Origin of the sequence: Ornithinimicrobium sp. (assembly GCF_035267225.1) — a bacterium.
Classification (GTDB): Bacteria; Actinomycetota; Actinomycetes; order Actinomycetales; family Dermatophilaceae; genus Ornithinicoccus.
Window position 1 is genome coordinate 1 of sequence record NZ_DATFMA010000016.1, and the last position, 26921, is coordinate 26921.

Annotated in this window: 20 protein-coding genes; 10 read left to right on the top strand and 10 right to left on the bottom strand. The window is 66.5% G+C overall.

Annotated features, from left to right (window positions below; all coding sequences use genetic code 11):
* A partial coding sequence (locus VJ976_RS00890; RefSeq protein ID WP_324097988.1) for a hypothetical protein occupies positions 1-1075 on the bottom strand: 1075 nt, incomplete at its 3' end.
* A 1903-nt stretch (positions 1076-2978) separates the two neighbouring features.
* Between VJ976_RS00890 and VJ976_RS00895 the strand changes: the two genes are divergently transcribed.
* Entirely contained in the window at positions 2979-3317 is a 339-nt protein-coding gene (locus tag VJ976_RS00895; protein ID WP_324097990.1) for a hypothetical protein, read from the top strand.
* Between the two features lie 1579 nt (positions 3318-4896).
* On the opposite strand, the gene VJ976_RS00900 is transcribed toward VJ976_RS00895, so the two are convergent.
* The 4 genes from VJ976_RS00900 to VJ976_RS00915 all read right to left on the bottom strand — a co-directional run bounded on the left by VJ976_RS00900 (position 4897) and on the right by VJ976_RS00915 (position 13069).
* Positions 4897-5235, bottom strand: a complete 339-nt coding sequence (locus tag VJ976_RS00900; RefSeq protein WP_324097992.1) for a hypothetical protein — start codon at positions 5233-5235, stop codon at positions 4897-4899.
* Between the two features lie 393 nt (positions 5236-5628).
* Positions 5629-6849 (bottom strand): hypothetical protein, encoded by a 1221-nt coding sequence (locus VJ976_RS00905; protein ID WP_324097994.1) that lies wholly within the window; start codon positions 6847-6849, stop codon positions 5629-5631.
* Between the two features lie 248 nt (positions 6850-7097).
* Positions 7098-11831 (bottom strand): hypothetical protein, encoded by a 4734-nt coding sequence (locus tag VJ976_RS00910; protein ID WP_324097996.1) that lies wholly within the window; start codon positions 11829-11831, stop codon positions 7098-7100.
* A gap of 89 nt (positions 11832-11920) precedes the next feature.
* Complete coding sequence (locus VJ976_RS00915; protein WP_324097998.1) at positions 11921-13069, bottom strand: NAD(P)/FAD-dependent oxidoreductase; 1149 nt, start codon at positions 13067-13069, stop codon at positions 11921-11923.
* 123 nt (positions 13070-13192) lie between these two features.
* Between VJ976_RS00915 and VJ976_RS00920 the strand changes: the two genes are divergently transcribed.
* Positions 13193-14212 (top strand): helix-turn-helix domain-containing protein, encoded by a 1020-nt coding sequence (locus VJ976_RS00920; RefSeq protein WP_324098000.1) that lies wholly within the window; start codon positions 13193-13195, stop codon positions 14210-14212.
* A gap of 30 nt (positions 14213-14242) precedes the next feature.
* Here VJ976_RS00920 and VJ976_RS00925 read toward each other — a convergent pair whose 3' ends face one another.
* On the bottom strand, positions 14243-15175 hold the full coding sequence (locus VJ976_RS00925; protein WP_324098002.1) for a DMT family transporter: 933 nt from the start codon (positions 15173-15175) through the stop codon (positions 14243-14245).
* Entirely contained in the window at positions 15172-15561 is a 390-nt protein-coding gene (trxA, locus tag VJ976_RS00930; RefSeq protein WP_324098004.1) for a thioredoxin, read from the bottom strand. Before trxA ends, VJ976_RS00925 begins: the two co-directional genes overlap by 4 nt.
* Positions 15562-15632: 71 nt before the next feature.
* On the opposite strand from trxA, the gene VJ976_RS00935 reads away from it, so the two are divergent.
* The 5 genes from VJ976_RS00935 (at position 15633) to VJ976_RS00955 (ending at position 20217) form a co-directional block, all read left to right on the top strand.
* A complete protein-coding gene (locus tag VJ976_RS00935) occupies positions 15633-17057 on the top strand; it encodes an NAD-dependent malic enzyme (protein WP_324098006.1) in 1425 nt (474 codons plus the stop codon).
* Entirely contained in the window at positions 17041-17433 is a 393-nt protein-coding gene (locus tag VJ976_RS00940) for a VanZ family protein (RefSeq protein WP_324098008.1), read from the top strand. Before VJ976_RS00935 ends, VJ976_RS00940 begins: the two co-directional genes overlap by 17 nt.
* Positions 17430-17996: a YqgE/AlgH family protein gene (locus VJ976_RS00945; protein ID WP_324098010.1), complete on the top strand. Its 567-nt coding sequence runs from the start codon at positions 17430-17432 to the stop codon at positions 17994-17996. Before VJ976_RS00940 ends, VJ976_RS00945 begins: the two co-directional genes overlap by 4 nt.
* 56 nt (positions 17997-18052) lie before the next feature.
* The gene (locus VJ976_RS00950; RefSeq protein WP_324098024.1) at positions 18053-18349 is read left to right on the top strand and encodes a DUF3039 domain-containing protein; all 297 of its coding nucleotides are present in this window, start codon (positions 18053-18055) and stop codon (positions 18347-18349) included.
* Positions 18350-18465: 116 nt separating this feature from the next.
* Positions 18466-20217 (top strand): DEAD/DEAH box helicase, encoded by a 1752-nt coding sequence (locus VJ976_RS00955; protein WP_324098012.1) that lies wholly within the window; start codon positions 18466-18468, stop codon positions 20215-20217.
* Between the two features lie 108 nt (positions 20218-20325).
* Here the strand turns inward: VJ976_RS00955 and VJ976_RS00960 are convergent, their stop codons facing one another.
* Positions 20326-21474: a 6-phosphofructokinase gene (locus VJ976_RS00960; RefSeq protein ID WP_324098014.1), complete on the bottom strand. Its 1149-nt coding sequence runs from the start codon at positions 21472-21474 to the stop codon at positions 20326-20328.
* A gap of 106 nt (positions 21475-21580) precedes the next feature.
* Between VJ976_RS00960 and VJ976_RS00965 the strand changes: the two genes are divergently transcribed.
* Entirely contained in the window at positions 21581-23479 is a 1899-nt protein-coding gene (locus VJ976_RS00965) for a glycoside hydrolase family 15 protein (protein ID WP_324098016.1), read from the top strand.
* Between the two features lie 162 nt (positions 23480-23641).
* Positions 23642-24445 carry an RDD family protein gene (locus tag VJ976_RS00970; protein WP_324098018.1) on the top strand — a complete coding sequence of 268 codons (804 nt, stop codon included), beginning with the start codon at positions 23642-23644 and terminating at the stop codon, positions 24443-24445.
* A 48-nt stretch (positions 24446-24493) separates the two neighbouring features.
* Here the strand turns inward: VJ976_RS00970 and VJ976_RS00975 are convergent, their stop codons facing one another.
* Both VJ976_RS00975 and VJ976_RS00980 read right to left on the bottom strand, forming a co-directional pair.
* Positions 24494-25078 carry an isochorismatase family protein gene (locus VJ976_RS00975; protein WP_324098020.1) on the bottom strand — a complete coding sequence of 195 codons (585 nt, stop codon included), beginning with the start codon at positions 25076-25078 and terminating at the stop codon, positions 24494-24496.
* A 106-nt stretch (positions 25079-25184) separates the two neighbouring features.
* The gene (locus VJ976_RS00980; protein ID WP_324098022.1) at positions 25185-26483 is read right to left on the bottom strand and encodes a nicotinate phosphoribosyltransferase; all 1299 of its coding nucleotides are present in this window, start codon (positions 26481-26483) and stop codon (positions 25185-25187) included.
* Between the two features lie 98 nt (positions 26484-26581).
* On the opposite strand from VJ976_RS00980, the gene clpS reads away from it, so the two are divergent.
* Positions 26582-26836, top strand: coding sequence for an ATP-dependent Clp protease adapter ClpS (gene clpS / locus VJ976_RS00985; protein ID WP_324098026.1), 255 nt, complete (start codon positions 26582-26584; stop codon positions 26834-26836).
* The last annotated feature ends 85 nt before the right edge of the window (positions 26837-26921 follow it).

Genomic DNA, 26921 nt, shown 5'->3' on the forward strand with positions numbered 1-26921 from the left:
TGCGCCGGCGCTCCGTGCGGAACGCCCTCTGCATCTGCGTGCTAACATCGTCCGGCTTGCTGCCGTAGCGAGTGCCGTGATTGCTCGGCGAGACTCGCAAATCGTCGCATTCATCGAGCCAAGCGCGAGACCCCGCAGACTTGGCGCGTTGCTTGTGCTCGTAGGGGTCTAGCTGATAGCTGCGCTCCGTCTCACGCATGCGCCCGGCGTCAAACTGCTGATACAGCCGCGCGCTCAGCCGCTGCCGCCAGCGTCGGGCCGCCACATCCCAGCGCTCGCCATCGATATCAGCGAGCACCACATCCACGTCGCCTGGCTGCTGAGTGTCGTCGGCTACGTCGCAATCCGGGCGCTCAGGCTCTAGGCCGGCGCGCGCTCGAAACCCGGGGCTCCAAGTGAGTTGATTAGCGCCCATCATTGCAGCCGAGTGCTCACGCCATAGAGCCTGAGCCCACTGTTCACCGTTTGCCGCCAAGTTGGCTAGCTGCCAGGGCGTGTAGTGTCCGGGCTTGCCGTCTTTGCTGAGGATGCCGTTTAGCTCTAGCCCCATTTTTGCGAGGTACTGTGCAGCCTTGGCATCGTCGCGGACGACCTCGGCATGTACGCCCGGCCCCTCCTGCGGAAGCAGCGCAGTCAGCCCGCACGATAGGCCCCGCAAAAAGAACCTGCAGGCGTCCGGCACACTGCCAGCGACGGCCGCCAGACGGCCACCGGTTGGGCGCGAAAATCTAGACCCCAGCAAGCGCGAGACCTTGCTCAACGCTTCTGCGGCAGCCTCTGGATCGGTCTCAGTCGCGAGCTTGATGCCCGCCTTGGCGGCTGACACCAGCCGGTCAAATACGTTGGTAACGACCGTAGTCCATCGCGCAAACAGCTGCTCACTCAGACGGGTGTCGTCTGCTAGGGGCGCGTCGAAAAACAGCAGCACGTGCAAGTGCGGATGCCAGCCGTTATCGCCGTAGGTCTGCTCCGCGCTGCGGACGTGACCCGCAACGCCCAGCTCGGCGCGCAGCTTCTGCCCGGCTTTGCCGGCGAAAATTTCGCCGAAGGCGCGGCTCAGCAGAGTGCGCAGCACCACAAGCGGGATCCCGTGGTGGTGGCGCAAAGTAAACGTGCAAATAGCGACCCGTTCGCGGCCCCAATTTTCGAGCGCTTCGGTCAGCTCATGCGCCCGCGTGCGGAGGATTGGAGCGGCGCATTGGGGGCACGAGTGCACCGATCCACACGTCGCAAGGCCCTTCAGAATGAGTCTTTTCGAACCATCAAAAGAATTTCGGCCGACAAGTTGGACCGTGGGTGCAGTGCGCACAGTGCGACACTGGCCTATGCGAGCCCTTTGATGGGGTCTCAGCCGCCAGGCCAGCAGCGCCCGGAGCGCAGCCTGCGATTTGGATTCAGGTGTTTTGGTGCGGTTTTCATCGAGGGGACGGAAAGTTTGCGAATTGCCAAGGGGCACCTCGCGACCCGTTAAGTCGTCCCCGAACTGGACACGAACACCGCGAGTGGGCACTCTCACGAGTGAAAGCCCTCCTGTGAGGTACCACCCATTTGAGAGCTTTCGCCTCCCACTGTCCGGCGCGGGTTTTGTCTGCTTTTCGCCGGACAGCGGCCTATTTGGACACTGCGCACGAGTCAACAATCGCCCGGGAGCACCCGCGCAGGCAACACTTTAGCAGGGGTCCTAGGTGACCCACTGCGCGCTTGGAACGCCAAGTCTTGCGCTATCAGCCGTTTCGCGCTATTTTTCTCGTTCGCTTAACGACATACGATTAACTCCCGGGGGCCCTTACGGCGCGCGCTTTGCCGCGCTTGTCGTTAAGCGAGGGGTCTCCGGGGGACCTATCTGAAGGGTGGTACCAAATGACAGGCATAGACCTACGCGGGCTGACTCCCGCAAAACCCAAACGCCTCGACACCGTGCAATGCCGATGCGGCGATAGCCCGGAGCTGCGAGTGCTGCATCCGCTCGCGTACGCGGACCGCACGCACGGTCAACTCTATACGGTGGTCTGCGGCTGCGGGCGAGCGACTCCGTTTTGGCCGCACGCGATGCATGCAGTGCGCTGTTTCGTGATGCGAGAACAGACAATTGTGGCCGAGTTGACCGAGCCCACGGATCAACCTTGGAAGGAAGTCAGGCAATGACACGGCCACGGACAGCGGTGGCTCCGTCGCCCAGCGCATGCGGCATGCACTGCTCAACGTGCAACGACCTGATCGACGTCGGGGTGACTGTCGAAGAATGGCATTGTCATCCACCGGGCACCGTGAGCGAGCCAGCAGCCCCCGGGGCCCGCTACTACTTGTGCGGACAGTGCGCGCTCAGGCTGCACGGGTTTTTCCTGGCCCTCGCAAAGGAGCATGACGATGCTGTCTAAGTATCTCCTGCGTCCTATTGCTGCTGTTCTGCGGACAGGGTCACGGTTGCTCACTCGTTGCGGCGAGTGGCTTAATCCGTATGACCAGACCCTGCGCAAGCGCAAGCCGCAGCCACCTGCAGCTGCCGAACTTTCGGGAGCGTTGAAGGGCTGCGTGTTAGGCACGAAAAATAAATTCGGTGCGTCCTTCTATCTTCCACTTGGAAAGTATTCTATCGGACGCGGCGACCCCACCAGAATCGCGGTTTGTCCAAGCGACAAGGTCACGATTGTGGTTGAGCAACTAATACTGGTCAGCAGCCCAGGGGTGGAAATACTCCTACCCGGATCGCGGTATTACGTGAGCGCTGCGATGTTCGCCCACTACGCACATTTGATGCCCTTGGATGTACCAGTGTCCCCGGGCAAACCGTTTGTGCTGTACGCAAGACAAGGAGGTGCATGATGGCAGACCTATTAATGCAATTGGGTATCGGATTTTCGACAGGCTTGCTCGGGTACCTCTTAGCCCACTGGCTGATGCGACCCCGCCGCTCGCCAGAGGATCCGGTCGACCCACCACGCCCCCCTTTGGTCACCATAACGCTAGAGGGGGTCCGCATGTCCGAGGATGGGGGTAGGAAATATGGCGGTACGCACGTTTCCTCTGGCCGCTCTGACTTTTTGACTGACGTCGAGTTGGCCCGCGGAATCTCCCACTGCACGGTGGCAATCGGAAACCGCAAACCGTCGCCCTTTCTGCCTCAAAGCATGTTCATTCCTGGCGACGTAGCGCGCGGATGGAACGTGAGCGAAATCGTGGCCAACAGCTTCGTGGTAAGCAGCGTGACCATTCCAGCTGAGATGTTTTCTCAGCCGGTGCGCCCCCAGTTCAACTTCCCGACGCTGCAGCAAGACGAGGTAGTGATGGTTCACCTAATCCGGCGGCCGCATGGCTAGGTTGTTTAGCGTAGCGCTCCTAGGATTTCTCAGAGTGCCCGATTCCGACGGCAGAACCTACCGCCTGCGGCACGACGTCATTCAGTCAGCGTTGTGGCGCGGCGGCTCGCTTTGCATGGCGTTCATTAACGGAGGCGAGTTTGATTTCTATCCAAGTCGGATGTTCGTGCCCGACTGCGCAGGCGGCGTGCAGCTGACGTCGTTCCGAGTGTGCGGAGAGGAAATACTCTCACGGGGGCCCGTTCCTGCCGAGATTTTTGCGGATGGGCTTCCGATAGCTGATTCGCCTCCGGTTGAGCCGGGAGGTGTCGCGACTCTGGTATTTGATGCGACCGGGGATCCCCCTGCATCGGCAGGGGCCAACAAGGGGGAGGAGGTGGCCGAAGAGAATTGATCAGGTGGACAATACGCTCGCAACCCAATTGGGCGCCGGCGCCGGCGCCTGAAGGTTGCTCGACTGATGAAAGGCAAGTTGAATGGAAACCGAACAGCAAGAACAGCAAGAACAGACAAGCGAAGCAAAAGCGCCACGTGAAGAACGCGTAGCGGTTCAACGTACGTACGTATTGCGCGAGATGGGCGACGGTGTTGTCGGCGTCGCCCTGTCGGCCCACGCCGTGTACATGCTTTGGACGCCGGAGCGGGGCCTACACTACTCGCAGGGAGGCCCGGAGTCTGCGGAGCGTCTTCGGTCGGCACAAGCCGAATTTCTGGGCCATGAGGTGCGCGCGATTTCGGAGCGGTGCCAGGCCGCTTGGGTCAGATGGTACGCCACCTAAGAATTCCGCCCAAGCCGATCACGGTGCTGCGCCAAATCGAGTCGGCGCAGCACCGCCGGTGGGAGTCGTTTTTGCGGCACCCGACGCAGCTGGCGGCTTTTTTGACGGACAAGGAAACCGAGCGGGAGAGGCGGGGGGCACGTGCTCGCGTGGGTTATGGTCAGCTGGACCTGTTTTGCAACGCGTGCGGGGGACAGCTATGCCGTGCTGGCAACGATGTTCGGTGCTCGGCGTGTACCAAGTTTCACTTCACCCTGAAGCTCACACGTAGCTAGCGTTTCTTCGGACGCTCGTAGGCCAGGGGCGTCGCGACGCTGCGAACGACGTGGATACCGCGCTTGACTACATCGGGCGCCGGCACGTCCACGCGTACGGCAATGCCGGAGCGGTCCCGCACAAGGATTGAAGCGTCGGGAAGTTGAGTTGTGTCCCAGAACACCTGCAGCCGGCTGACAAGGTTGCGCATGTTAGTTCCAGGCCTCCCCGCTGACAGCACGTTCGAGCGTAGGGCTCCAAGCATTCTGGTGGCGTGGGTTGAGTAGTATGCCCTGCGTCATTGCCGGAAAGAGCGGGTGGGTCGTCATCGGGCAGTTGCTCGGGTAGCGGCTCCACAGCTGGTGCCGAGCGGTCGGGCAAGTCAGAGGCTCCGGCGTCTCGTATCGTCTGATCACTGGCACTAGGCGCAGCGTCCGCTTGCGGTGCGTCGGCCGAGCTTGGCCGCGGCCCATCAGTCGTTGCGGCGCTGAAGCCCGGGCCAGAGCACGCCGAGCACGAAAGTAGAATGGCGGCAGCATAGCGGTTCACCATGGGCGGGTGGGGTCCGGGGGTGGAGGGATGGGATCCATCAGGGGGGGTTGCTCCGGCTGCGCCCGGTGCCTTGCGATCAGCCCGGAGAACAGTAGCCCCATGTCGAATGCGGTCGCGCTGGTCTGCCCGTCCATCATTCGCTGGGCAGCCCGGTAGGCGTCCAGCTGATGCATGTCATAGGTTGCTGCCAGCTCCTGCGCGCGGTCTAGGACGTCGAGCGGGTTTCCGATGAGCAGCTCTCCCACGTCTGAAACATCCGGTTGCTCGTCGAGCCACGCCGCGCACTGGCGTGCGTAGCCGTCTAGTTCGACGATGCATTGGCGGTAATTCACGCGCGCCCCCCAAAGTCGTCATCCCCAGGAAACACATAGGGCACGCGTCTTGCCACGCCAGGGCCGACTGATGCCACGGCAGTGTACGGCACGAACCAGCCCAGGCGGAGCGCGTCTTGCTGCACCTGGTCTGCGCGGATGCAGAATCGGGCGGCCACTGCATTCCGCTTCGAGGCATGCGCGTGCTCCCGCGTGTTGCGCCTGTACTTGACTTTGGCGACCCTGATCCGTTGTTGGCGGTAGTTCACGCGCGGCCCCAAAAGAAACGGTGAAACACACCATTGTCGAGCTCCCTCGAGCTCGAGGAGGCCTTACGCGGAGCTATAATAGCAGCACGAAAACGCGTCCAATTCGGCGAACTGTCGGATTCTGGCAGTGTTGCACCGAAAATGATCATGGGACGATCGCAGTTTCAGTCATCAGCCCGTTGCGGTCCGAGCACGCTTTGAGGTTCACGTTCGCGGTTGCAGCCGTGATTCCCTGCAGCGGGGTGGTGGTGTCGAAATTGTTACCCACAATCAGCAGTCCGCCGTTAGTGGGGACGGGGGCTTGCCAGTCAATACCCACGGTAACGTCGGTTGCCGTATCGCATCCCATAATCACCGCGCGTCGGCAGTCGAAATTGACGGAGGCCACCACCAGGTCGTCGAGCGCATGGCCGTGCAGTCCGATGACTTGGACGCCCCCCTGCATCGGGTCAGTCGCGAGTGATAGGCCGTCTCCTACCGGAGCGGCGCTGCAGCTCATAAACCCACCGTCGACTACCAGGCTACCTATGCCGCGCGCGAGTAAACACGGCGTGTTAGCGGCGTTGCTCTCCCATTCGCAACCATTGAAAAATACGTCCAGGTCTGGAGCCGTCTCCAACACGACCGGGGGCGAGCCGCTCGCACTGCCGCGGAAAAAGCACCCATCGAACTGCAGCCGGGTGACGGTTGCTCCCACGTTGGCGGTCAGGCCGTTACCTGCCGATCCAGAGGTAATGGTGCAGTCGCGAAACAGATGCTTTGCCCCCCCCGTGATTTCCACCCCCTCGTTTGCACCGCCAATGGTGGTGCGTGAGATACGGCCAACGGACGTGGCGCCCAGCAGTAGCCCCGGCTGCGATCCGCCGGCTGTCGTGGGGAATGCACACCAGTCAGCGTCTAGCGTCGCGCCGGCGACGGCGACGCCATGCTGAGCGATTGCGGCGCCAGCGATCCGCATGTTCAGCAGCCGCACGTTTGCGCCGTTGCGGATATCAAACGCGGGGTCGCTCGCGGCTCCGTTGCCCCGAAATCCACGGTCTAGGCTCCCGACGGGACCGCCGCCCATCATGAACACCGTCACGGCGTCGGCGGCCACGGTTTCGCCCGGGTCCAGCAACACATCGTCACCCCAAAAATAGGATCCATCGACAAGGATGAACTCACCGGCGACCGGCGTGCCGACTGCATCGACCAAATCCGCGCGGTCCCGAATGATGAAGTCGAATTCAGTGATGTTTCCGGGGTCGAGCGCGATATTCCACTTCTGCAGGGTCTGATCCCAAACGAAGGTTTGTCCGTCGGCCGTGCCCTCGAATGTCGGGCCCGACGGTGGTAAGCGCATGTCGAAATTTGGGGGGACGGCCATTCTAACTCACTCCTCGGGAGGGTGTGGGGGGACGCTTTGGGGTGGCTTCTCCGGGCCTTCGGGTGGTGGTTGCTGCTTCTCCGGGCCTTCGGGTGGTTTCCTGTCCGGGCCGGGGCCGTATCCGAACAGACCTTCATGCAGCGCGTGCGCCTCAGAGGGCCCGATTCCACCTACCGCCAGCTGCTCTGCATTCTGTTGGCGCCAGACGCGTCGTTGCTCGCGGTCGAGTGCGCGGCGTTGTTGCCGCGTTAGTTTGGGTTGCTCGGGTTGCTCGGGTTGCTCGGGTTGCTCGGAGTCCCGGGTTCTTCGGGTTCTCCCTCGTCGGGGGGTTCGGTAGCCTCCGTGCCCTTCCCCAAGGCGAGCAGCGGCAAGGCGAGAAAGTCGGGCGAGATCAGCACGATGGGCAAGATGTACTCGTAGGCGCTCTCCAGATCGAAGATGTTGTCCAGGAACTGGGTCAGGATCTGCAGGCCGTAGACGTCGTAGCCCACAATGGAGGTGATGTCCCACCCGTTGGGCGAGCCCGAGGCGACCTGGTCGGTGTCGTAGATCAGCGACAGGAGCTCCAAGACCGCGTTGATGGACTCCGTCACGTCGGTGGGTGTGGGGTCAGTGGGCCAGCCCGCGCCGGTGTCCCGGCCTGCTCCTGGCACCGTGAGGAAGACGTCCGCCAAGGCCATCGTGGTACGGGCCACCAGTAGAATGGCGTCGGCCGGGTCGATCTGGCTGGGGAACGAGAAGGTGTGCGCGGTGTCGTCGACCCAGCTGATCGCGTTGAACCAGGCGCCCACCGCCGTCGCGGTCTGAACTGGGCTCTTGCTCGCGTCCTCACCTGCGGTGCCGGCCCAGACGAGCCCTCCGATGTTGCCGACCAACAGGTCCACGATGATGCTGGCGCGCTGCCACCGTTCGTCCGTGCCGCCCACCTGCGCCGGCATGGCCTGGTTCGAGGCACGGGAGCCAAGTGCCCGCGGTGACAGGCTGGTGCCGAACGCCCCCGGGGCGCCGCTACCCAAGGCCTGGGTCCCCTGGGTGGAGCTGTCGGCACCGAGGTCGCTGACGCTGTTGATGCTCTTGCCGTCCTGCATGTAGACGGTGACCCAGATCATCGTGGCCAGGGGGAAGAAGAGGGCGTCCTTGGCGCTCAGCCTCAGGTCGTTGCCGGAGGTGTCACCGATGCCGAACAGCTTGCAAAGGTCGGCCAGGCCGGGGATCTTCATCGTGATGTACCCGCTCTGGTCCAGCACGTCCTGGGCGACGTCGGGCAGCGTGGCTCCGAGGGAGTCCGCGAAGGTGAACAGGGGGTCCAGGGCGTCGGCGGCGATCTGCTCGGTCAGTGCCGCCAGGTTCTTCGGCAGCTGCTCGTAGGCCTGTTTCGGGTTCTCCAGGTATTGGGCCACGTCGGTGACCAGGTCGGTGGCGACGTCCTCGGTCATCTCTTCGAAGCCCTCGATGAGGTCCTCGGTGAGGTCCTCGAAGTCGTTCACCAGAGACTGCAGCGCGGTGGTGCTGTCCAGCTGGAACGTCAACGGCAGGTCCGAGACCGCCCCGGAGAGCAGCTGGGAGACCTCGGACATGACTTTGTTCAGGATCTTCTTGGTGAACGGGTTCGCGCGGACGAGGTCGGACAGTCCCTGCTCGATGGTGGTGGCCACGTCCGAGGTGTCCAGGCCGCCCAGGGCCGCCTGGGTGTCGTTGCCGGTGCCGAGGAACTGCTCCGCGAGTGTCGACGTGGACACGCTCGGGGTGGTCGGAATCGAGCCGTTGGTCAGCACGGTCTCGAACTGCTTCTGCAGGCTCGAGCTCAGCTTGAGCACGTCCTCGATGTAGATGAACAGCGAGATCAGCGCGATCAGCAGCTCGATCATCTGGTAGAACCAGCTGTCTTCCACGATCGTGACCAGCACGTTGAGCACGATGTTGGCGTACTCCTCGATGGTGGAGACCACCTGCTCCAGGGCCTGGTCGATGCCGTTGACCTGCTTCATGATGTCTGCCGACACGGTCGCGGTGATGTTCTCGGTGGCGATGGCGACCGCTACCGCACCGTTGGCCAGGTCCTTGTAGACCGCCCCCTCGATATGCCGGAGCCAGTGCAGCGCGTCGTGCAACGCGTGACTGACCCCGGACCAGATCCCGCCCAGGGCCGCCGGAGAAGACGACGGTGCCGAGGTGCTGTGGGTGACGGTGCCGTTGCTGTAACCGAAGGTGGTGGTGCCGATGGTGAGGGAACCGCTGGGCACGGCGTTGAGCCCGCTCAACGGGTTCACGGGGGTGCCGTCGGCGTACGTGCCCGTGGTCTGCGCGGCCACCGAGAGCATGTTCTGACCCGAGGTGTTCATGTAGCTCGCCACGTCACCGAGGTTGCTCGAAGACGGGTTGTACCCACCCTTGAAGTCCCACGGTGTGCTCGTGTTGCTCGCGGTCAGGACGTCCGTCGAGACGTAGGTGGTGGTGTCCGGCAGGGTGGAACCGGCCTGGTCTGCAGGCACAGGATTGCCCATCCGCTGCTGCGCCTGTGCCGAGATGTTGACCGACATCCACGGGAACGTGGTCTCCGCCACCGATTTCAGCAACGACGCGTCCGTGCCCGAGGGCTGCAGACCACTGGTGAACACCGGCCGCAGGTACAACGCTTGGGCGAAGGCCTCGGCCTTCACCAGCAAGACAAGGTTGCCAGCCACCTGGTCTGGCCTTCCGGTGAAGGAAGAGTACTGGTTGACGTCGTAGTACAGGTTGTGTGTCTCGTCGATCACCTGCGTCGGCACATCGGCGCGGACCTCGATCGCGTAGTCCGGGTTGCCGGTCACCGTCACCGGGTGTCCGTACGCGTTGATCGGGGTGACCGTGGCCTGGAAGTGATCCCCGGTCTCGTTCAGTCCCGGCGGCTGCGGGAGCACCTGTTGGGCGATCAACCGCTGGTGCCAGACCTTCGTCAACGGGTTGCAGAACATCGTGTACGAGGCGAAGTCGCCCGAGACGCCGTCCTGGGCGGCTTTGACCACCACGTGCTCGGAGTCGTACCCGAACCTCGACAGCGCATAGGCCGCCTTGAACTCGCTCCCCAACCAGGTGCCTTGGGTGGTGTTCGTGCTGGGCGACGTCGCCGTGGTTGTCGTGCCGAACGCCACCAGCGTGCTCAGGAGCAGGTTGTACGGGACATTGTTGGGGGGAGCGGCTTCGATGGAGTCGACGTAGCTTCTGAGCTGGTTGAGGATCGACGCATTTGCGGTACCAGTTGGGATGGGGTCGTATCCAGTGGAGTTCCAGTCCGTGCGCGGACTCCCGTTCGCATCGTACTGTCCATAGACGGGTGGAGGGTATGCAACGCCCGTGCCTCGCAGGCGCTGTTGGCGCAGCACGAAGACGTTGCCGTCTTCGTCCGAGGCCACGAACCGAAACCCCCCGAACTTGCTCACACCACCCTCCAGGGTCGTCAGCACACCCACCCCAGCCGCATCCGGCATCACCATGGGGCACAGCCCCAGGATCCGGTAGAAGGGACGTGTGGCTTCGGCTGAGTCGGGGAAAATAGCGAAAACTGCCACAGTCGCGCTGTCGAAGCGCGCCATGGAGACGTGAATCAGTCCGGGTTCCCACACGTCGACCTGTATGGAGAAAAGCGTATGCACATCGTGTACCGTCGAGAAATCGAATGCGGCTACCTCAGAGCCGACCACAACGTATGAGACTTCTGGACTGTCCTGATTCGCTGTGCGCAGAAAGACGGCTTGCCGCACAGTGAAGGAGTCGTAGACTCCTTCGCCGCTCGATGTGTCTGCGTTGTCCGGGACATACACTTGTGAGGCGATGTAGGGCTTACTGTCTGAGTCCTGGAAGGTCGTCGCTAGCATGACCGACTGAGGCAGGTAGTAGCCGTCGCCTCCCGGCTCGGTCGGGTCCCAGTCCATGTGCACCAGGCGCCATCCGATACTCAGAGGGTCTGCGGGCTTCACCCCGGGCCCAAGGGCTGGGTCGGCCAGCCCGAAAGACAGCAGCTCGACCCGGCCGGGCTCGCCCGTGTCGACGAGGCAGAGCACCCAGTTCGACAGGAAACCATCGTTGGTGGACGTGTAGTTCAAGATGATGTGCTCGGTCGCCTGAACAGGCTCGTAAGAAGCAGCCGAATTGAATGCGGCGGCCGTATACTTGTCGCAGAAGTTGTACGGTCCAACGTCAGCGGTGTTGTCACCCATGATGTCCGTGATCGAGACGATCTCCCACTTAACGGGGTAGGTCCCTGTCGCGCTGTAGGGCGGCTCCACCGCCACGACTCCCGTCCCGACGCAGACCAGACCCCCCTTGAAGTTCTCGATGCCGGCATCCTCGACGAAGGCCAAGTAAGCGATCTGCGAGTTTTGCGCACCAGAACCGGCCACGAATCGGTTGGTGTAGGTTCCGGTGATCGTGAGCACCTTCGTGGGGCTGACCAAGGTGCCTACCGGGATGACCACGGCTCGCTCCAGACCGTCCGTCCTCGCTCCGTCGCTGCGGGCTCCCCACGGGTGGTAGTAGTGCACCAGCTCCCACCCACCGCTGACCTGCTCCAGCTGGATGAGCTCGGGCGGCCCGAAGTGGTAGTCGGTGTCCAGGAAAGCCGACTCCTCCGGGTCCTCGGAGGTCAGGTCGGACTGCAGCCGCAGCTGACCGCGGGCGCCCTCCACCACGGCGTGGGTGTTGACCGCCTCGGCGGAGACGACCTGCTGGGCGTAGACGGTGTCCTGGAAGGTCTCCGAGCCCACCGACAGGCCCACGGCGGCGGTGACTGAGGCCTGCTCGGCCTGGGTCAGGCCGACCTCGGCGGGTGCCACGGCCAGCTCGGGGTCCTGCCGGCCCCACATCGTCGGCGGGGTTCCGGCCGCGACCAGTGCCGTCACCGCGGCCAAGCCGGTGCCGTGGAGCACCTCACGGCGACCCACGACGATGTCGAAGGCCGCCAGCTCCTTGCGCTCGATCGCCGGGTTGCCGATGACCTTGCTCAAGCGCGCCGCTAGACGCTCGCGAAGCCCCGAAAAGACATGATTACGCGTCACAAACGTTCCCCCAGCTCAATGATTCCCAGCCGCCATACTCAGAACGGCGTGTGCATCGCATCGACGATATCGTCGATCATTTTCGCCATCGGGTAATGCTTCATCACTCGGTCGCGTCCCCACGCTTTGGCCCGGCCATCGACGAAGATGTACCGGGAGAGCTTGCGCGAGTCCTTCTGGTTCTTCTCCACGATGGCGCGGCAGCGCTTCTCGTACAGCTTCAACCCCAGCGGAACGATGTCACCGTTGACCTTGGACAGTTCGTCGGCCAGGGAGCCGGCACAGTGCATCGCGGTATTGGCCCCGGCCCCGGCGGTGGGCATGAACCCGACGGCCGAGTCCCCGCACAGCACCACGCGCCCTTTGACCCACTCCTGGGCCCGTGCGTCGGTCATCGGCCACTCGAAGAACCGCTCGGCGTCGTCGATCGCCGTGCCGACCCGGTCGTCGGAGGCGATGAACGAGGCGAACTCATCGCGCAGGAACGCCTTGGCCACCACCAGATCCTGCGACGCCGCGCTGAAGCTCTCGACTGGCATCCCCACGCAACACATCACCCGGTCCGTGGTGGGGTAGAACCCGAAGAAACGGCCGGTCCCCCAAGACTCGAGGTTCACGGCTCGGTCCCAGTGCGGCATCGGCGCCCACCACGCCCACAGCAGCCAGCCGGTGTCGAAGGCGTCAGGCTCCTCCCCGAAGACCAGCTCCCGCGTTCGCGAGCGCAAACCATCGCAGGCCACGAGCACGTCGAAGTCACCTGAGGACCCGTCACTGAACGTCGCCGTCACCCTCTGCGCGTCGCTGTGGTCAATCGCGGTGACGGTCGTGCCCATCCTCAGGTCGGCGCCCTCCGCGGCGCGCAGAAGGATCGCAACGAGGTCCGTGCGAGTGATCAGGACCATCGGCCCGATCTCGCCGGTGAACGAGGAGAGGTCGACATCCTGCAGCAGGTCACCGTGCGCATCCACGACGGAGTATGTCTTCGCGACCTCACCCCGCTCGAGCAGCTCCTCGTAGGCCCCGAGGCCGTGGAGCACCCCGCTGCCGAGTGGATAGATCCCCAGCGAGTAGCCGGCCTCGTCGAACGCTTCGGCCTGCTCGACCAGGACCACGGAACGGCCCTGCTGCAGCAGCTTGCCGGCCAACGTCAACCCGGCTACCCCGGCTCCCACGATCAATACGTCCATCAGTGCTGCGTCCTCCCCGTCGACAACCTCCCCTGCGTGAGACAGCGAAGCACGGACCCCACGGCGGCCGTGGCACGAGCGTCCCAGATGTGACTGCTGAGACACCGGGCTAACGTGGTACTCATGACCGGGGGGAGCCACACCATCGCCAGCATCGTCTTCGACGAGCCCGACATGCCCGGCGAGGAGCAGTTCGAGGTCTTCCGCCGGGCCGGCGCTCCGATCTTCGACACCAAGCCGCGGGGTCCCGTGCACCAGTTCCACGCCCGGGTCATCGACTTCATGGTCGACGACGTGATCGTGAGCACGACCTCGACCGGTGCGCTCACGCTGCGCCGCTCTGTAGAACACGCGGATGAGGGCAGCACTGACTGGGTCAGCATGCTCGTCTGCCGAGCCGGGCGCCTGTATGGCGAGGTAGGGCCGGCCGCGGTGGGTATCGGGGCCGGGGAGGTTCTCGTGCTCGACCTGCGCCAGCCCTTCGACCTGCGCACGGACGGCTCGGAACTGCGCTGGGTCTCGGTGCCACGCCGGCGCCTCGAGGCTGTCGGCAGTGGGGTGACGACCCCGCCGGTGAGCATCTGGTCGAACTCATCGCACGAGTGCCCGGCCCTCGTCGCCATGGTCGAACACGTATGGGCCCAACTTCCACAGGCTGCTCTTTCGCAGGGGCCGACACTTGCCGCGGCACTGGTCGAGACTCTCGCCGGAGCGCTGGCGCCTGCTCCTTTCGAGGCTACCGGCGCGGCGATGACAGCGGCCATGAAGCAGTACCTCGACGACCACCTCGAAGAGTCTCACCTGGGAGTCGCCGACCTGCGACGAGCCTTTCACTGCTCCCGCTCGTCGATCTACCGGCTATTCGAGAACGAGGGCGGAGTGTATGCCTTTATCCGTGAGCGGCGACTCCAGCGCTGCTACGAGGAACTGACCGACCGGCTCGACCAGCCCTGCTCGATCTCCTTCGTCGCGACTCGGTGGGGCTTCGACAACCCCAGCCACTTCCACCGCCTGTTCACCGGAATGTTCGGCCACTCGCCCTCTTCAGTGGCGCAACGGGTACGCAACCGCTCGGATCGGCGACACGACGACACGGCCAGCCGCACCATCGACCGCGTGCACGGGTGGTTGCGGGACGGCTGACCCTCCAGCCACCGCTTCGGCGGCGGAACGCTAGGAGGACACCTTCGCGCGGCTACCGACGTTGGCAGGGGCCACCCGCACCGAGGGTGTGTGGGTCCGGTTCTCGTGTAGCGCCAACGCAGTGATCGAGACCACGACCACCGTGAGTCCCAGCCAGCGGCTCGGTGTCAAGGTGGCGTCGAGCAGGGTCACGCCGACGATCGCGGCGGTCACGGGAAACATCAGCTCGGCGAGTGTCGCCCGCGAGGCCGCCGTGCGCTCCAGCCCCAGGTAGTACAGGCCCAACGCGAGCAACCCCGGGATCAGGGCCAGCGCGACGAGCGACGGCGCCTGTTCGACCGGCATCGTCCACTGCGCTCCGAGCACGCTGACGATTGCAGCGGCCGCGGGAAGGCCGAACGCGAACCTCAGCACGAGCGTGTCACGCGGCCCAATCTCACTGCCGACCAGACGACCGAGCACGGTGCCGGCGGCCCAGAGGGTCGCCGCGCCGAGGGCCAGAGCCGCTGGCGTCAGGTCTGAGACCGTGACGGCCAGAGGGTCCTCGAAACTCAGCAGCCAGGCGCCCGCCAACGCAGGCACAGCGAAGAGGGCGAAGCGAGGCCGCAGCCGCTCGCCGAGCAAGGCCGCAGCCAACACGAGTGCGACGAGTGGCTGAAGCTTCTGCAGCACCTGTGGGGTGATCGGGTCGCCGAAGGCGAACGCCGCCGTGAACAGGGTCGTCGCGAGCGCCGAGGACCCTGCGCCGATCACCATCGCGGATACGCGTACCCGCGGCGGAGCGGCGGCCCACGTGCGCAGGGCGGGCAGCAACCACGGAGTCAGGGCCAGCAGGATGACCAGATGCTCGTAGAGCACGATGGTGGAGGCGTCGACCGCCCCTGCTAGGGGTTCACGCAGAAGCGCGGACGACCCCCAGAGGCACGCTGCCAGTGCGACCAGCCAAGTGCGGTCACGACTCACGCGGTGCTTCGATCACCCGCAGCCGCCTGCTCCTGCTCGGACAGCTTGGCCCGTACGTCGTCCATGTCCAACGCCTTGACCTGCGTCACCAAGGACTCCAGCGCGGGCTTGGGGAGCGCGCCCGGCTGGGCGAAGACGAGGATGCCCTCACGGAAGGCCATGATCGTGGGGATGGAGCTGATGTTGGCACTGGCGGCCAAGCCTCGCTCGGCCTCGGTGTCGATCTTGCCGAAGGTCACGTCGGCGTGCTGCTCGGAGACGTCCTCGTACACGGGCGCGAACTGCTTGCACGGCCCGCACCAGTCGGCCCACCAGTCCACCAGCACGATGTCCTGCTCGCTCAGGGTTGACTCGAAGGTCTGTTCGGTCAGCTCTACAGTGCTCATGCTGGCGTGAACCCGCGCCGTTTCGCGCGCATTCCCACCCGTCGCCCCCGGCATGGGCCACAATGACCCCCATGAGCCCCGTGCCGTCGATCTCCAACTCGATCACCGTGCGGCTGGAGCTCCCGGCTCGAGTCACCGCCGTCAGCGAGCTCACCGGCGCAGTCGAGCAGGCCGGAGGCATGGTGACGGCGGTCGATATCGCCGACTCCGGCACGCAGCGCCTGCGCGCCGACCTCACGATCGCCACCCACGGGGACGAGCACGCCGCCGACGTCGTCGCGGCCATGCGGGAGGTCCAGGGCGTAGAGCTCGGTAAGGTCAGCGACCGCACCTTCCTGGTCCACCTCGGCGGCAAGCTCAGCGTCGAGTCGAAGCTGCCGATCCGCAACCGCGACGACCTGTCGCTGGTCTACACCCCCGGGGTGGCCAAGATCTGCCAGGCCATCGCCGAGAACCCCGAGGATGCCCGCCGGTTGACGATCAAGCGCAACACCGTGGCGGTCGTCACCGACGGCACGGCGGTCCTGGGGCTGGGCAACATCGGGCCGCTGGCCGCGATGCCCGTCATGGAGGGCAAGGCCGCGCTGTTCAAGAAGTTCGCCGACATCGACGCCTTCCCCATCTGCCTGGACACCACCGACACGGACGAGATCGTGAGCATCGTGAAGGCCATCTCGCCGGGGTTCGCCGGGATCAACCTGGAGGACATCTCGGCGCCCCGCTGCTTCGAGATCGAGCAGCGGCTGCGAGGGGAGCTGGACATCCCCGTGTTCCACGATGACCAGCACGGCACCGCGATCGTCTGCCTGGGTGCACTCAACAACGCCCTGCGCGTGGTCGGCAAGAAAATCGAGGACGTCCGCATCGTGATGTCCGGCGCCGGGGCGGCGGGCACGGCGATCATCCGGCTGCTCATCAAGGCCGGGGCCGGGGATGTGGTCGTCGCGGACGTCGACGGCCTGGTCCATCCGGACCGGGACGACATCCGCCCCGGTGACGACGAGAACCTGGCGTGGATCGCCGAGCACACCAACCGTGACCGGCTCAGCGGCGACCTGAAGTCGGCGCTCGCGGGGGCCGACGTGTTCATCGGCGTCTCGGCCGGGGGCATCCTCACCGGCGACGACATCGCCACCATGGCCGAGGGCGCCATCGTCTTCGCGATGGCCAACCCGGTGCCCGAGGTTGAGCCCTCCGAGGCGAGCCAGCACGCCACGGTGGTCGCGACCGGTCGCAGCGACTTCGCGAACCAGATCAACAACGTGCTCGTCTTCCCCGGGGTCTTCCGAGGGCTGATCGATGCGGCCACCGACCAGGTGACCGACGACATGATGCTCGCCGCCGCGTGGGCGCTGTCCGACGTGGTCAGCGACGAGGAGCGCAACCCCACCTACATCGTGCCCAGCGTGTTCAACCCCCGGGTCACCAAGGCGGTAGCCACCGCTGTGCGTGAGGCCGCCAAGAAGCGCGACGCCGCCGGTGCCGGCTCCACCTGAGGGCCTCGACGCGAGCCCGTGGCGTCGTCGCGGCGGCTACCTCGTGCTCGTCGCGCTCGCGGCGTGCCAGGTGTGGGCCCTGTATCTGTACGCACCGGGCCAGGGGCCCAACCCCGGGCACGTCGACAAGCTCGTCCATGTTGCCTTGTTCGCTGTCCCGGTGGCCCTGGCCGTGGCCCTGCGGCTGCGGTGGGTGGTCACGCTGCTGGTGCTGCACGCCCTCGTCAGCGAGCCGCTGCAGGGCCTGCTCACCCGTCAGCGTGAGGCCGACGTCTGGGACACCGTGGCCGACGGCATCGGTATCGTGATCGGCGTGGCAGTGGCGCGACGGTTCCGTACCGGCGGAGACCGCCTCCCGACCGAGTCGACGTCATGAGCAGCCGGCGGACACTCACGGGGGCCGTGCTGGTCGCCACGCCCGAGCTGTCCGACTTCTTCGACCGCGCCGTGGTGTTGGTGCTGCACCACGACGAGGACGGCACGCAGGGCGTGGTGCTGAACAAGCCGATGGAGGCCCGCGTCGACGCGGTGTTGCCGCAGTGGCACGACCACGTCAGCGCTCCGCGACGGCTCTATCAGGGTGGTCCGGTGGGCTTGAACAGCGCGATCGGACTCGTACGGATCCCCCTCGGCCACCCGGTCGAGTCCACGGTCGGGGTGAACGTGCTTGGAGGAGGGGTAGGCCTGGTCGACCTGGACGCTCCGGTCGAGGTCGTGATGCCTCAGGTCGACGCGATGCGGGTCTACGTGGGGTACGCCGGGTGGACGGCGGGCCAGCTGGACGGTGAGATCGAGGACGGGGCGTGGCAGGTCGTCGACGCCGAACCCGACGACCCGTTCTGGCGGGACACCTCGGAGATGTGGCACGCCGTGCTGGCGCGGCAGCGGAACCCCGTGTCGTGGCTGACGACCTACACCGATCACCCGGAGCACAACTGACGAACCCGGCGCCGCGGGTCGTAGAATCACCTGCCATGACGGCACCCACGCACGTGATGAGCCAGCCCTTGGACGCCCCCGAGGCCCCCGGCTCACCGGACACCCGGACCGCGCTGCTGGAGCGTGAGGACACCAGCACCCAGCCTGCGCTCAGTGAGCCCGGCGACCACGAGCGCTTTGCGCACTACGTGCGCAAGGAGAAGATCATGGAGAGCGCCCTGTCGGGCGAGCCCGTCACCGCCCTGTGCGGAAAGATCTGGGTCCCGGGCCGCGACCCCAAGAAGTTCCCCGTGTGCCCCACCTGCAAGGAGATCTACGAGGGCCTTCGCGACCCACAGGACGGTGGCTCCTAGGCCTGCTCGACCTGGCCCCGTGCCCTCGGCGGCTCCGATAACACGGCCCTGCCCCCGAGGCCATACGTCGGCGGTCCGGGCATGTCGGGGCAGGAGATTGCCTATATTGCTTCGCGATGAGCATCTCGGCCGCTTCGCACCTGTCGCCGTCCTACCCGAAGCGAGCCGCGTGGGGCACCGCCGAGAAGCTGCGCGCGTGGCAGGCCGAGGCTCTGCAGACCTACCTCGAGCAGGCGCCGCGCGACTTCCTCGCGGTGGCCACGCCGGGTGCGGGCAAGACGACGTTCGCTCTGCGGGTCGCCACCGAGCTGCTGGCGCGCGGTGAGGTCGAGCGCGTCACGGTCGTCACGCCGACCGAGCACCTGCGCACCCAGTGGGCGGACGCCGCGGCCAGGGTGGGGATCGACATCGACCCCCGCTTCAGCAACGCTCAAGGCCGACACGGCGCTCAGTTCCACGGTGTCGCGGTGACGTACGCCGCCGTGGCCAGCAAGCCCCAGCTGCATCGAGCGCGCACCGAGGCGGCGCCGACACTGGTGATCCTCGACGAGGTGCATCACGGCGGAGACGCCTTGTCCTGGGGGGAGGCCGTGCGCGAGGCGTTCGACCCGGCGACCCGTCGCCTCGCGCTGACCGGCACGCCGTTCCGTTCCGACACCGCGGCCATCCCGTTCGTGCGCTACGAGATGGACGAGCACGGGGTGCTGCGCTCGCGAGCGGACTACAGCTACGGCTACGGCGACGGGCTGCGCGACGGCGTGGTGCGCCCGGTGCTGTTCCTCGCCTACGGCGGGGCGATGCGCTGGCGCACGCGGGCCGGTGACGAGGTCAGCATCCGTCTCGGCGAAGACGCGACCCGAGACGTGAGCGCGCAGGCGTGGCGCACGGCGCTCCAACCGGAGGGGGAGTGGATCCCCGCCGTGCTGCGCGCCGCCGACACTCGGCTGCACGAGGTGCGCAAGCACGTTCCGGATGCCGGAGGGCTGGTCATCGCCGGCGACCAGGCGACGGCGCGCGCCTACGCAGCCCAGCTGGAGAACATCTGCGGTGAATCGGTCAGCGTCGTGCTCTCCGACGATGCCGGCGCCTCCGCCCGCATCCAGCAGTTCGCCGAAGCGCAGACCCGGTGGATGGTCGCGGTGCGGATGGTCTCCGAGGGCGTCGACGTCCCCCGTCTTTGCGTCGGCGTCTACGCCACGTCAACCTCCACGTCCCTGTTCTTCGCCCAAGCGGTCGGGCGCTTGGTGCGCGCCCGCCGACGGGGCGAGACGGCCTCGGTGTTCCTGCCGCGGGTGCCGGTGGTCCTCGAGCACGCCGGAAGCATGGAGAAAGAACGGGACCACGCGTTGAACCTCCCCCGCTCCCAGGAGCAGACCGAGGAGGTCTGGGCCCCGGAGGAGCAGCTGCTCGCCGACGCGCAGGCGGGCGAGAGAACGCTCCAGGACCGACCGGCCTATCAGGCGCTGGAGTCCGACGCCCAGTTCGACCATGTGCTCTTCGACGCCGAGCAGTTCGGGCTGGGGGCCCTGCCGGGCAGCGAGGACGAGCAGGACTACCTCGGGCTGCCGGGGCTGTTGGAGCCCGACCAGGTGGCCGGTCTCCTGCGCGAGCGTCAGCGCAAGCAGGCACGTTCCGGCGGCGGGGAGGCGGCGGCCGCACAGGTGAGCGCCCACCGTGCGCTCGCGGCCCAGCGGCGTGAGCTCAACCAGCTCGTCTCGGGCCACGCCCGCAAGTCCGGCCAGCCGCACGCCGTCATTCACGCGGAGCTGAGGCGCCGGTGCGGGGGGCCCGACCTGGCTACCGCGGACGCCTCCCAGGTGCAGCAGCGCATCGACCAGGTGCGCCGCTGGCTCGTCGGTCGACGCTGATCCCTCTGGGAGAACGGTCTCCCCGACCCCCAGCCTCTTCTGTGACCTCCGGCGCCGAACTCGGGGCTCGCAGTCATTGAAGGTGGCTGGGGGTGCGGGGGAAGGGGGTCAGTAGAGGAACATCGGCATGCCGTGCACGTGCCGCACCTTGGGCCGGTAGTTCTCGGCGTCATAGAGCTCGTCGATGTCGACCCGCTTCTCGCCCTCGCCCGTGATGGAGATGGGCACCGCCCGGTAGGTGCCGTCGCGCAGCGCGACCATCTTGCCGGTCGAGCCCTCCAGGGCGAGGTCGGCCGCCATCACCGCGTAGTTGGTGGCCACCATGAGGTCGAGGGAGTCCGGGCTGCCGGAGCGCATCAGGTACCCCACCTGCTGGTAGACGATGTCCTGGCCGGTGCGCTCCTTGATCAGCTCCCCGGTCAGCTGACCGATCCCGCCGAGCTTGCGGTGTCCGTAGGCGTCCGCCTCGCCCGAGAGCATCATGTCGCCTCCGGCGACCGTCGCCCCTTCGGAGATCGTGGCCATGGCGTACTTGCTCGGGTTGCGCCCCTTGTCGGCCACGAGCAGCTCGCTGAGCCGGTCGATGTCGAACGGCACCTCGGAGATCAGGGCCCGGTCGACCCCGGCCAGGTACGCCGTGATGAGCGAGGTCTCACCGCTGTAGCGCCCGAACAGCTCGACCACCGCAATCCGCTCGTGGGAGCCGGTGGAGGTCCGCAGGCTGTGGATGAACTGCACCCCGCGCGTGATCGCGGTCGAGAAGCCGATGCAGTAGTCGCTGCCGTGCACGTCGTTGTCCATCGTCTTGGGGATGGCGATGGTCGGCACACCCTCGTTGTGCATCCGCAGCCCGTAGGAGAGCGTGTCGTCCCCGCCGATGGGGATGAGCACGTCGATCCCGACGTGGTCCAGCACCTTCAAGGCATGAGCCGTGAAGTCGTGCGGGCCCTCGCCGGTCGCCTGGTCCGCCAGGAAGCTCGGCACGTCCTTGGTCGGCATCCGCCCGGGGTTGGTGCGCGAGGAGTGCAGGAACGTGCCGCCGCTTCGGTCCACCGTGCGCACCCGGGTCGGGTCCAGCGGCAGGAAGTTGGCCTCCACCGTGGACGGGTCGTCGAGGTCGGTGGTCGCCAGCCCACCCCAGCCGCGGCGGATCCCGACCACCTCGTGACCGGCCTCATGGACCCTGTTGACGACGGCTTTGATGCACGGGTTCAACCCCGGGACATCACCGCCACCAGTGAGAATGCCAATCCGCATCGTCTCTCCTCGCTCTTGTTCCGCCCAGGGAGGGCCCTGGTGTCCGCGGTCATGCTAGTGCCACCGAGGGGTTGCCGACGCTGGGCGTCCACGCGATAGTTTGGCCATGAAGAGCACCGCGCAACTCGGACCGCATACCGGCCACCAGGACGTCCCGATCGGCGACTACGGCTTCTTGAGCGACGGGGAGGTGCTCGCGCTCGTCTCTCCCGGCGGGTCGATCGACTGGATGTGCGTCCCGCGGTTCGACTCGCCCAGCATCTTCGGGCGCGTTCTCGGCCGGCACGCCGGGGCCTTCAGGCTCGGCCCCACGTACGTCCGGGTGCCCACGGCGCGCCGGTACCTGCCGGGGACGATGATCCTGGAGACGAGCTGGGGCACCGACAGTGGCTGGATCATCGTGCGGGACGCGTTGCTGATCGGCCCGTGGCACCACACCGAGGACCGCTCGAACACCTACGTGCGCACGCCGACGGACTATGAGGCCGAGCACATCCTGCTGCGCACCGTGCGCTGCGTCTCCGGTGAGGTGCAGGTCATCATGGACTGCGAGCCGGTGTTCGACTACGGCCGCGCCCCGATCACCTGGACCTACACCGGCGAGGACTACCACCAGGCCGTCGCCACCGCCGAGGAGGGCAGCGACCTTGAGCTCACCCTGACCTCCGACATGGCGATCGGCTTCGAGGGCGGACAGGCCGAGTCCCGCACCCTGCTCAAGGCGGGAGACACGCGCTTCGTCGCGCTGTCGTGGAACGGGGCGCCGCCTCCGAAGGACTTCGACGACGCCTACAAGCGGCAGGTCTGGACCGCCCACCACTGGCAGCACTGGCTGGCCCGCGGCGAGTTCCCGGACCACCCCTGGCGCAGCTACCTGCAACGCAGCGCCCTGACGCTCAAGGGGCTCACCTACGCCCCCACCGGCGCCATCGCCGCCGCGGGCACGACATCCCTGCCCGAGACCCTCGGCGGTGAACGCAACTACGACTACCGGTACACCTGGATCCGCGACGCCACGTTCGCGTTGTGGGGGCTGTACTCACTCGGCTTCGACTGGGAGGCCCTGGACTTCTTCTCCTTCATCGCCGACCAGGCCAGCGACGACCCCAACCTACAGATCATGTACGGCATCGGCGGCGAGCGCGAGCTCACCGAGTACGAGCTGGACCATCTGCAGGGGTATGCCCACTCCAAGCCCGTGCGGGTCGGCAACGCCGCCTACTCCCAACGTCAGCACGACGTGTGGGGCGCGTTGCTCGACTCGGTCTACCTGCACATCAAGTCGGCCGACCGGCTGGACAACCGCGTGTGGCCGATCCTGGAGACCCAGGTCGAGGAGGCGCTGAAGCACTGGCAGGACCCTGACGCCGGGATCTGGGAGGTGCGAGGCGAGCTCCAGCACTTCACCTCCTCCAAGATCATGTGCTGGGTGGCCGTGGACCGCGGATGCCACCTGGCCACCATGTACGGCGAGCACGCCCGGGCTGAGGAGTGGAAGGACAAGGCCGACGAGATCAAGGCCGACATCCTCGAGAATGGTGTCGACGAGCGGGGCGTCTTCACCCAGTACTACGGCACCTCCGCCTTGGACGCCTCGCTCCTTCTGGCCTGCCTGCTGCGCTTCCTGCCCCCCGACGACGAGCGGATCCGCGCCACGGTGCTGGCGATCGCCGACGAGCTCACCGTGGACGGCCTGGTGCTGCGGTACAAGGTGGACGACACGGACGACGGCTTCGAGGGCGAGGAGGGCACCTTCACCATCTGCTCGTTCTGGCTGGTTTCCGCGCTGTGCGAGATCGGTGAGTTCAAGCGTGCCCGGCGCCTGTGCGGCAAGCTGCTCTCCCTCGCCGGGCCGCTGGAGCTCTACGCCGAGGAGATCGATGCCTCCAGTGGCGAGCACCTGGGCAACTTCCCTCAGGCGTTCACCCACCTGGCGCTGATCAACGCGGTGCAGCACGTCATCCGTCTGGAGGAGAAGCTTCGCGAGGACCCGGTCCTGGACTGAGGTCGCCGCGCCGGCGTCTTCCCGACGGCGTCGTCTGCAACGTCTACGCGCCCCTACGCGGCGTCGAGCAGTCGGGCCTGAGACGCGAAGGCGGCGCAGAGGGAATCGAGGAATACCAGGAGACGAAGTACATCGGCGTCACCATGTGACAGAGTTGAGCCCATGAGTCAACCGGCAGGGTGGTACGACGACCCCATGGAGCGTGACCTGTTGCGCTACTGGGACGGTACGCAGTGGACCACACACACCAGTCCCCGACACCGCCCGCAGGCCGACCAGGGCGCCGCCGGCTCCTACGGCTCACCGCAGAGCTACGCCGGTGGTGGGTACGCCCAGCAAGGGCAACGCGGCTACGGCGGCGCCGGGTCGTCTGGCTACGGGTACGAGCCGATGCCGGGCTCGGACTACCAGCAGCAGGACGGGCGGCCGACGACACCCGACGGCCAGCGAGTCTCAGGGTGGTGGCGGCGCTTCTTCGCCCGGGTGGTGGACTGGCTCCTGATCACCATCGCCACGTTCGCGATGTTGCCCGTCCTCTCACCGGACTTCATGAGCACCTTCGAGCAGTGGCTCTCCGTCCTGAGCGATCCCGCGTCAGTGGAGTCCGCCGAGGCCACCTCCCTGCAGCAGGAGGTCGTGGCCCAGGTGGCCACGGTGGGATTCGCCTCAGCAGTGCTCAGCCTGGTGTACGAAGCCGTCTTCCTCAAGGTCGCTGCGGCCACACCGGGCAAGCTCGTGCTCGGACTCCGGGTCCGACTGCGCGAGCACCCCGGCCCCCTCAGCTGGAACACCAGCATCGTGCGCGCCCTGGTCTGGGAAGGGCCCCAGCTGCTGGGCGTCGTGCCGATCCTGGGCAACATCGCTGGTCTCGTGCCGTTGATCAACGGGCTCTGGCCGTTGTGGGACGCCAAGAACCAGTCGCTGAACGACAAGGCCGCCAAGACTCAGGTGGTGCGCAAGTCCTAGCGGTGGCCGCTCACCTCCGGCGCCGGGGGGTGAGCGCGCGGTATGCGGTTAGGAAGCGGGCTCGACGAGCGTGACGCCTTCCTCGCTCATGCGCTCGAGCGCGGCGGCGGTGGTATCGGGAGCAACTCCCGCGGTGAGCCCCAGCAACACACGGGTGTCGAAACCCTCCCTGGCCGAGTCCAGCGCGGTGGCCCGGACACAGTGGTCGGTCGCGATGCCGACCACGTCCACCGCGTCCACCCCCGCGTCACGCAGCCACGCCGCGAGCTGCACCGGCTCCCCGTCGACCTCGGTGCTGCCCTCGAAACCGCTGTAGGCGGCGATGTACTCCCCTTTGCGGAAGACGGCCTGCACCGCCTCGAGGGCCGGGGCCAGCTCGGGGCGGAACTCGGCGCCGTCGGTGCCGACCTCGCAGTGCACCGGCCACGAGGTCTCGAAGTCCGGCTCGCTCGACCAGTGGTCGCCTGGGTCCACGTGCCAGTCCGCGGTGGCGACCACGGCGGCGTACTCCTCTCCGCGGGCCCCGACATACTCGCTGATTCGGCTGGCCACCTCGATGCCGCCGTCGACGGCCATCGAGCCTCCCTCGCAGAAGTCGTGCTGGACGTCGACGATCACCAGGGCGCGTGTCATGGCTCCACTGTAGATCGCGTCCTGCCGTGCCAGACCCCCAGCGTCGAAGTTGGCCTCCAGCGCCGAGTTTGCGGCTCGAGGTGGGCAGATGTGGCTGGGGGTCGGGTCAGGGGTCGAGAAAGGTGGTCTCGATCGCCGGGTCGCCCTGGGACAAGCGCAGGGCCCGGGTGGGCAGCTCGGCCCGGGATGCGGCGTGCCGCTCCCGGGCCGTGTCGGCGTCCGTGGCACTGACCACCGATCCCGACCGCACCAGGGGAACCATCAGCTCTCGGTCGTCACCGTCGTCCTCCGGGCGGCGGTCGATACCGACCAGCTCCTCCTGGGCCACACCCGTGCTGTTGCGACGACGCAGGGCGTACTTGCGACCGCCGACGGACCTCTTGTCGGTGCTGGCCTTCGCCACCGGCACGAGCGCACCGTCGGCGTTCTGCCGGCTGACCAGCTTGTAGACCATCTCGGCGGTGGGAGCTCCGGATCCGGTGACGACCCGGGTGCCCACGCCGTAGGAGTCGACGGGGGCGGACTGCAGTGCGGCGATCGCGTACTCGTCGAGGTCCGAGGTGACGACGATCTGCGTCTCCGTCGCGCCGAGCTCGTCCAGCTGCGTTCGCACGTCGGCGGCCCCGGAGAGCAGGTCCCCGGAGTCCAGCCGCACCGCGCCGAGCCCGGGGCCGGCCGCCCGGACGGCGCGCTCGACGCCGGTGGCGATGTCGTAGGTGTCGACCAGCAGGGTGGTCGAGGGTCCCAGGCTGGCCACCTGCGAGGCGAAGGCGTCGCCTTCGTCGTCGTGCAGCAGCGTGAACGCATGGGCCGAGGTGCCGACGGCGGGAAGGCGGTGGCGGCGGGCCGCCTCGAGGTTGGACGTGGCCGAGAAACCCGCGATGTAGGCAGCGCGGGCGGCGGCGACGGCCGACTCCTCGTGCGTGCGACGCGAGCCCATCTCCACGCACGGCCGCGAGCCCGCCGCCGCCGTCATCCGGGACGCCGCCGACGCGACGGCGGAGTCGTGGTTGAGGATGGACAACACCAACGTCTCCAGCACCACGGCCTCGGCGAAAGTCGACTCCACGACCAGCACCGGGGAGCCGGGGAAGTAGCACTCGCCCTCGGCGTAGCCCCAGATGTCCCCGGTGAACCGGTAGTCGGCGAGGAAGTCTCGCGTCTGCGCGTCGACGATCGCCTGCTCGGCGAGGAAGTCGATCTCGGCCGAGGTGAAGCGGAAGTCGGCCAGAGCCTGGAGGAACCGGCCGGTCCCGGCCACGACGCCGTAGCGCCTCCCGCTCGGCAGGCGGCGGGCGAAGGCCTCGAACACGCAGCGGCGATGGGCATCCCCCGTGGCCAGCGCCGCCTGCAGCATCGTCAGCTCGTAGCGGTCGGTGAACAGCGCCGTGCTGGGTGAAGTCATGCAGGCACCCTAGAGTGGGCGCCGTGTCCGACGCTCCTCCAGCGCCGTTGTCGCCGACTGAGCCGTCTTCGAGTCCGCAGCAGGACTCTGATGTCGCCCTGCTCGACAGACCGGCCGACGACCGACCCTGGGTGACGCTGGTCTGGAACGACCCGGTGAACCTCATGTCCTACGTCACCTGGGTGCTCCAGACGCACTTCGGCTACTCCCGGGCCAAGGCGGAGGCCTTGATGCTGGACGTGCACCACCGGGGCCGGGCCGTGGTCTCCACCGGGACGCGGGAGAAGATGGAGGCCGACACCGAGGCCATGCACGGGTACGGCCTGTGGGCCACGTTCCAGAAGGACGAGTAGATGGCGCGCGCGTTCACCAGCAGGAAGGGCCGCTACGTGGCCCGGATGAGCGCAGAGGAGATCGGCGTCGTCGTGCAGCTGCTTC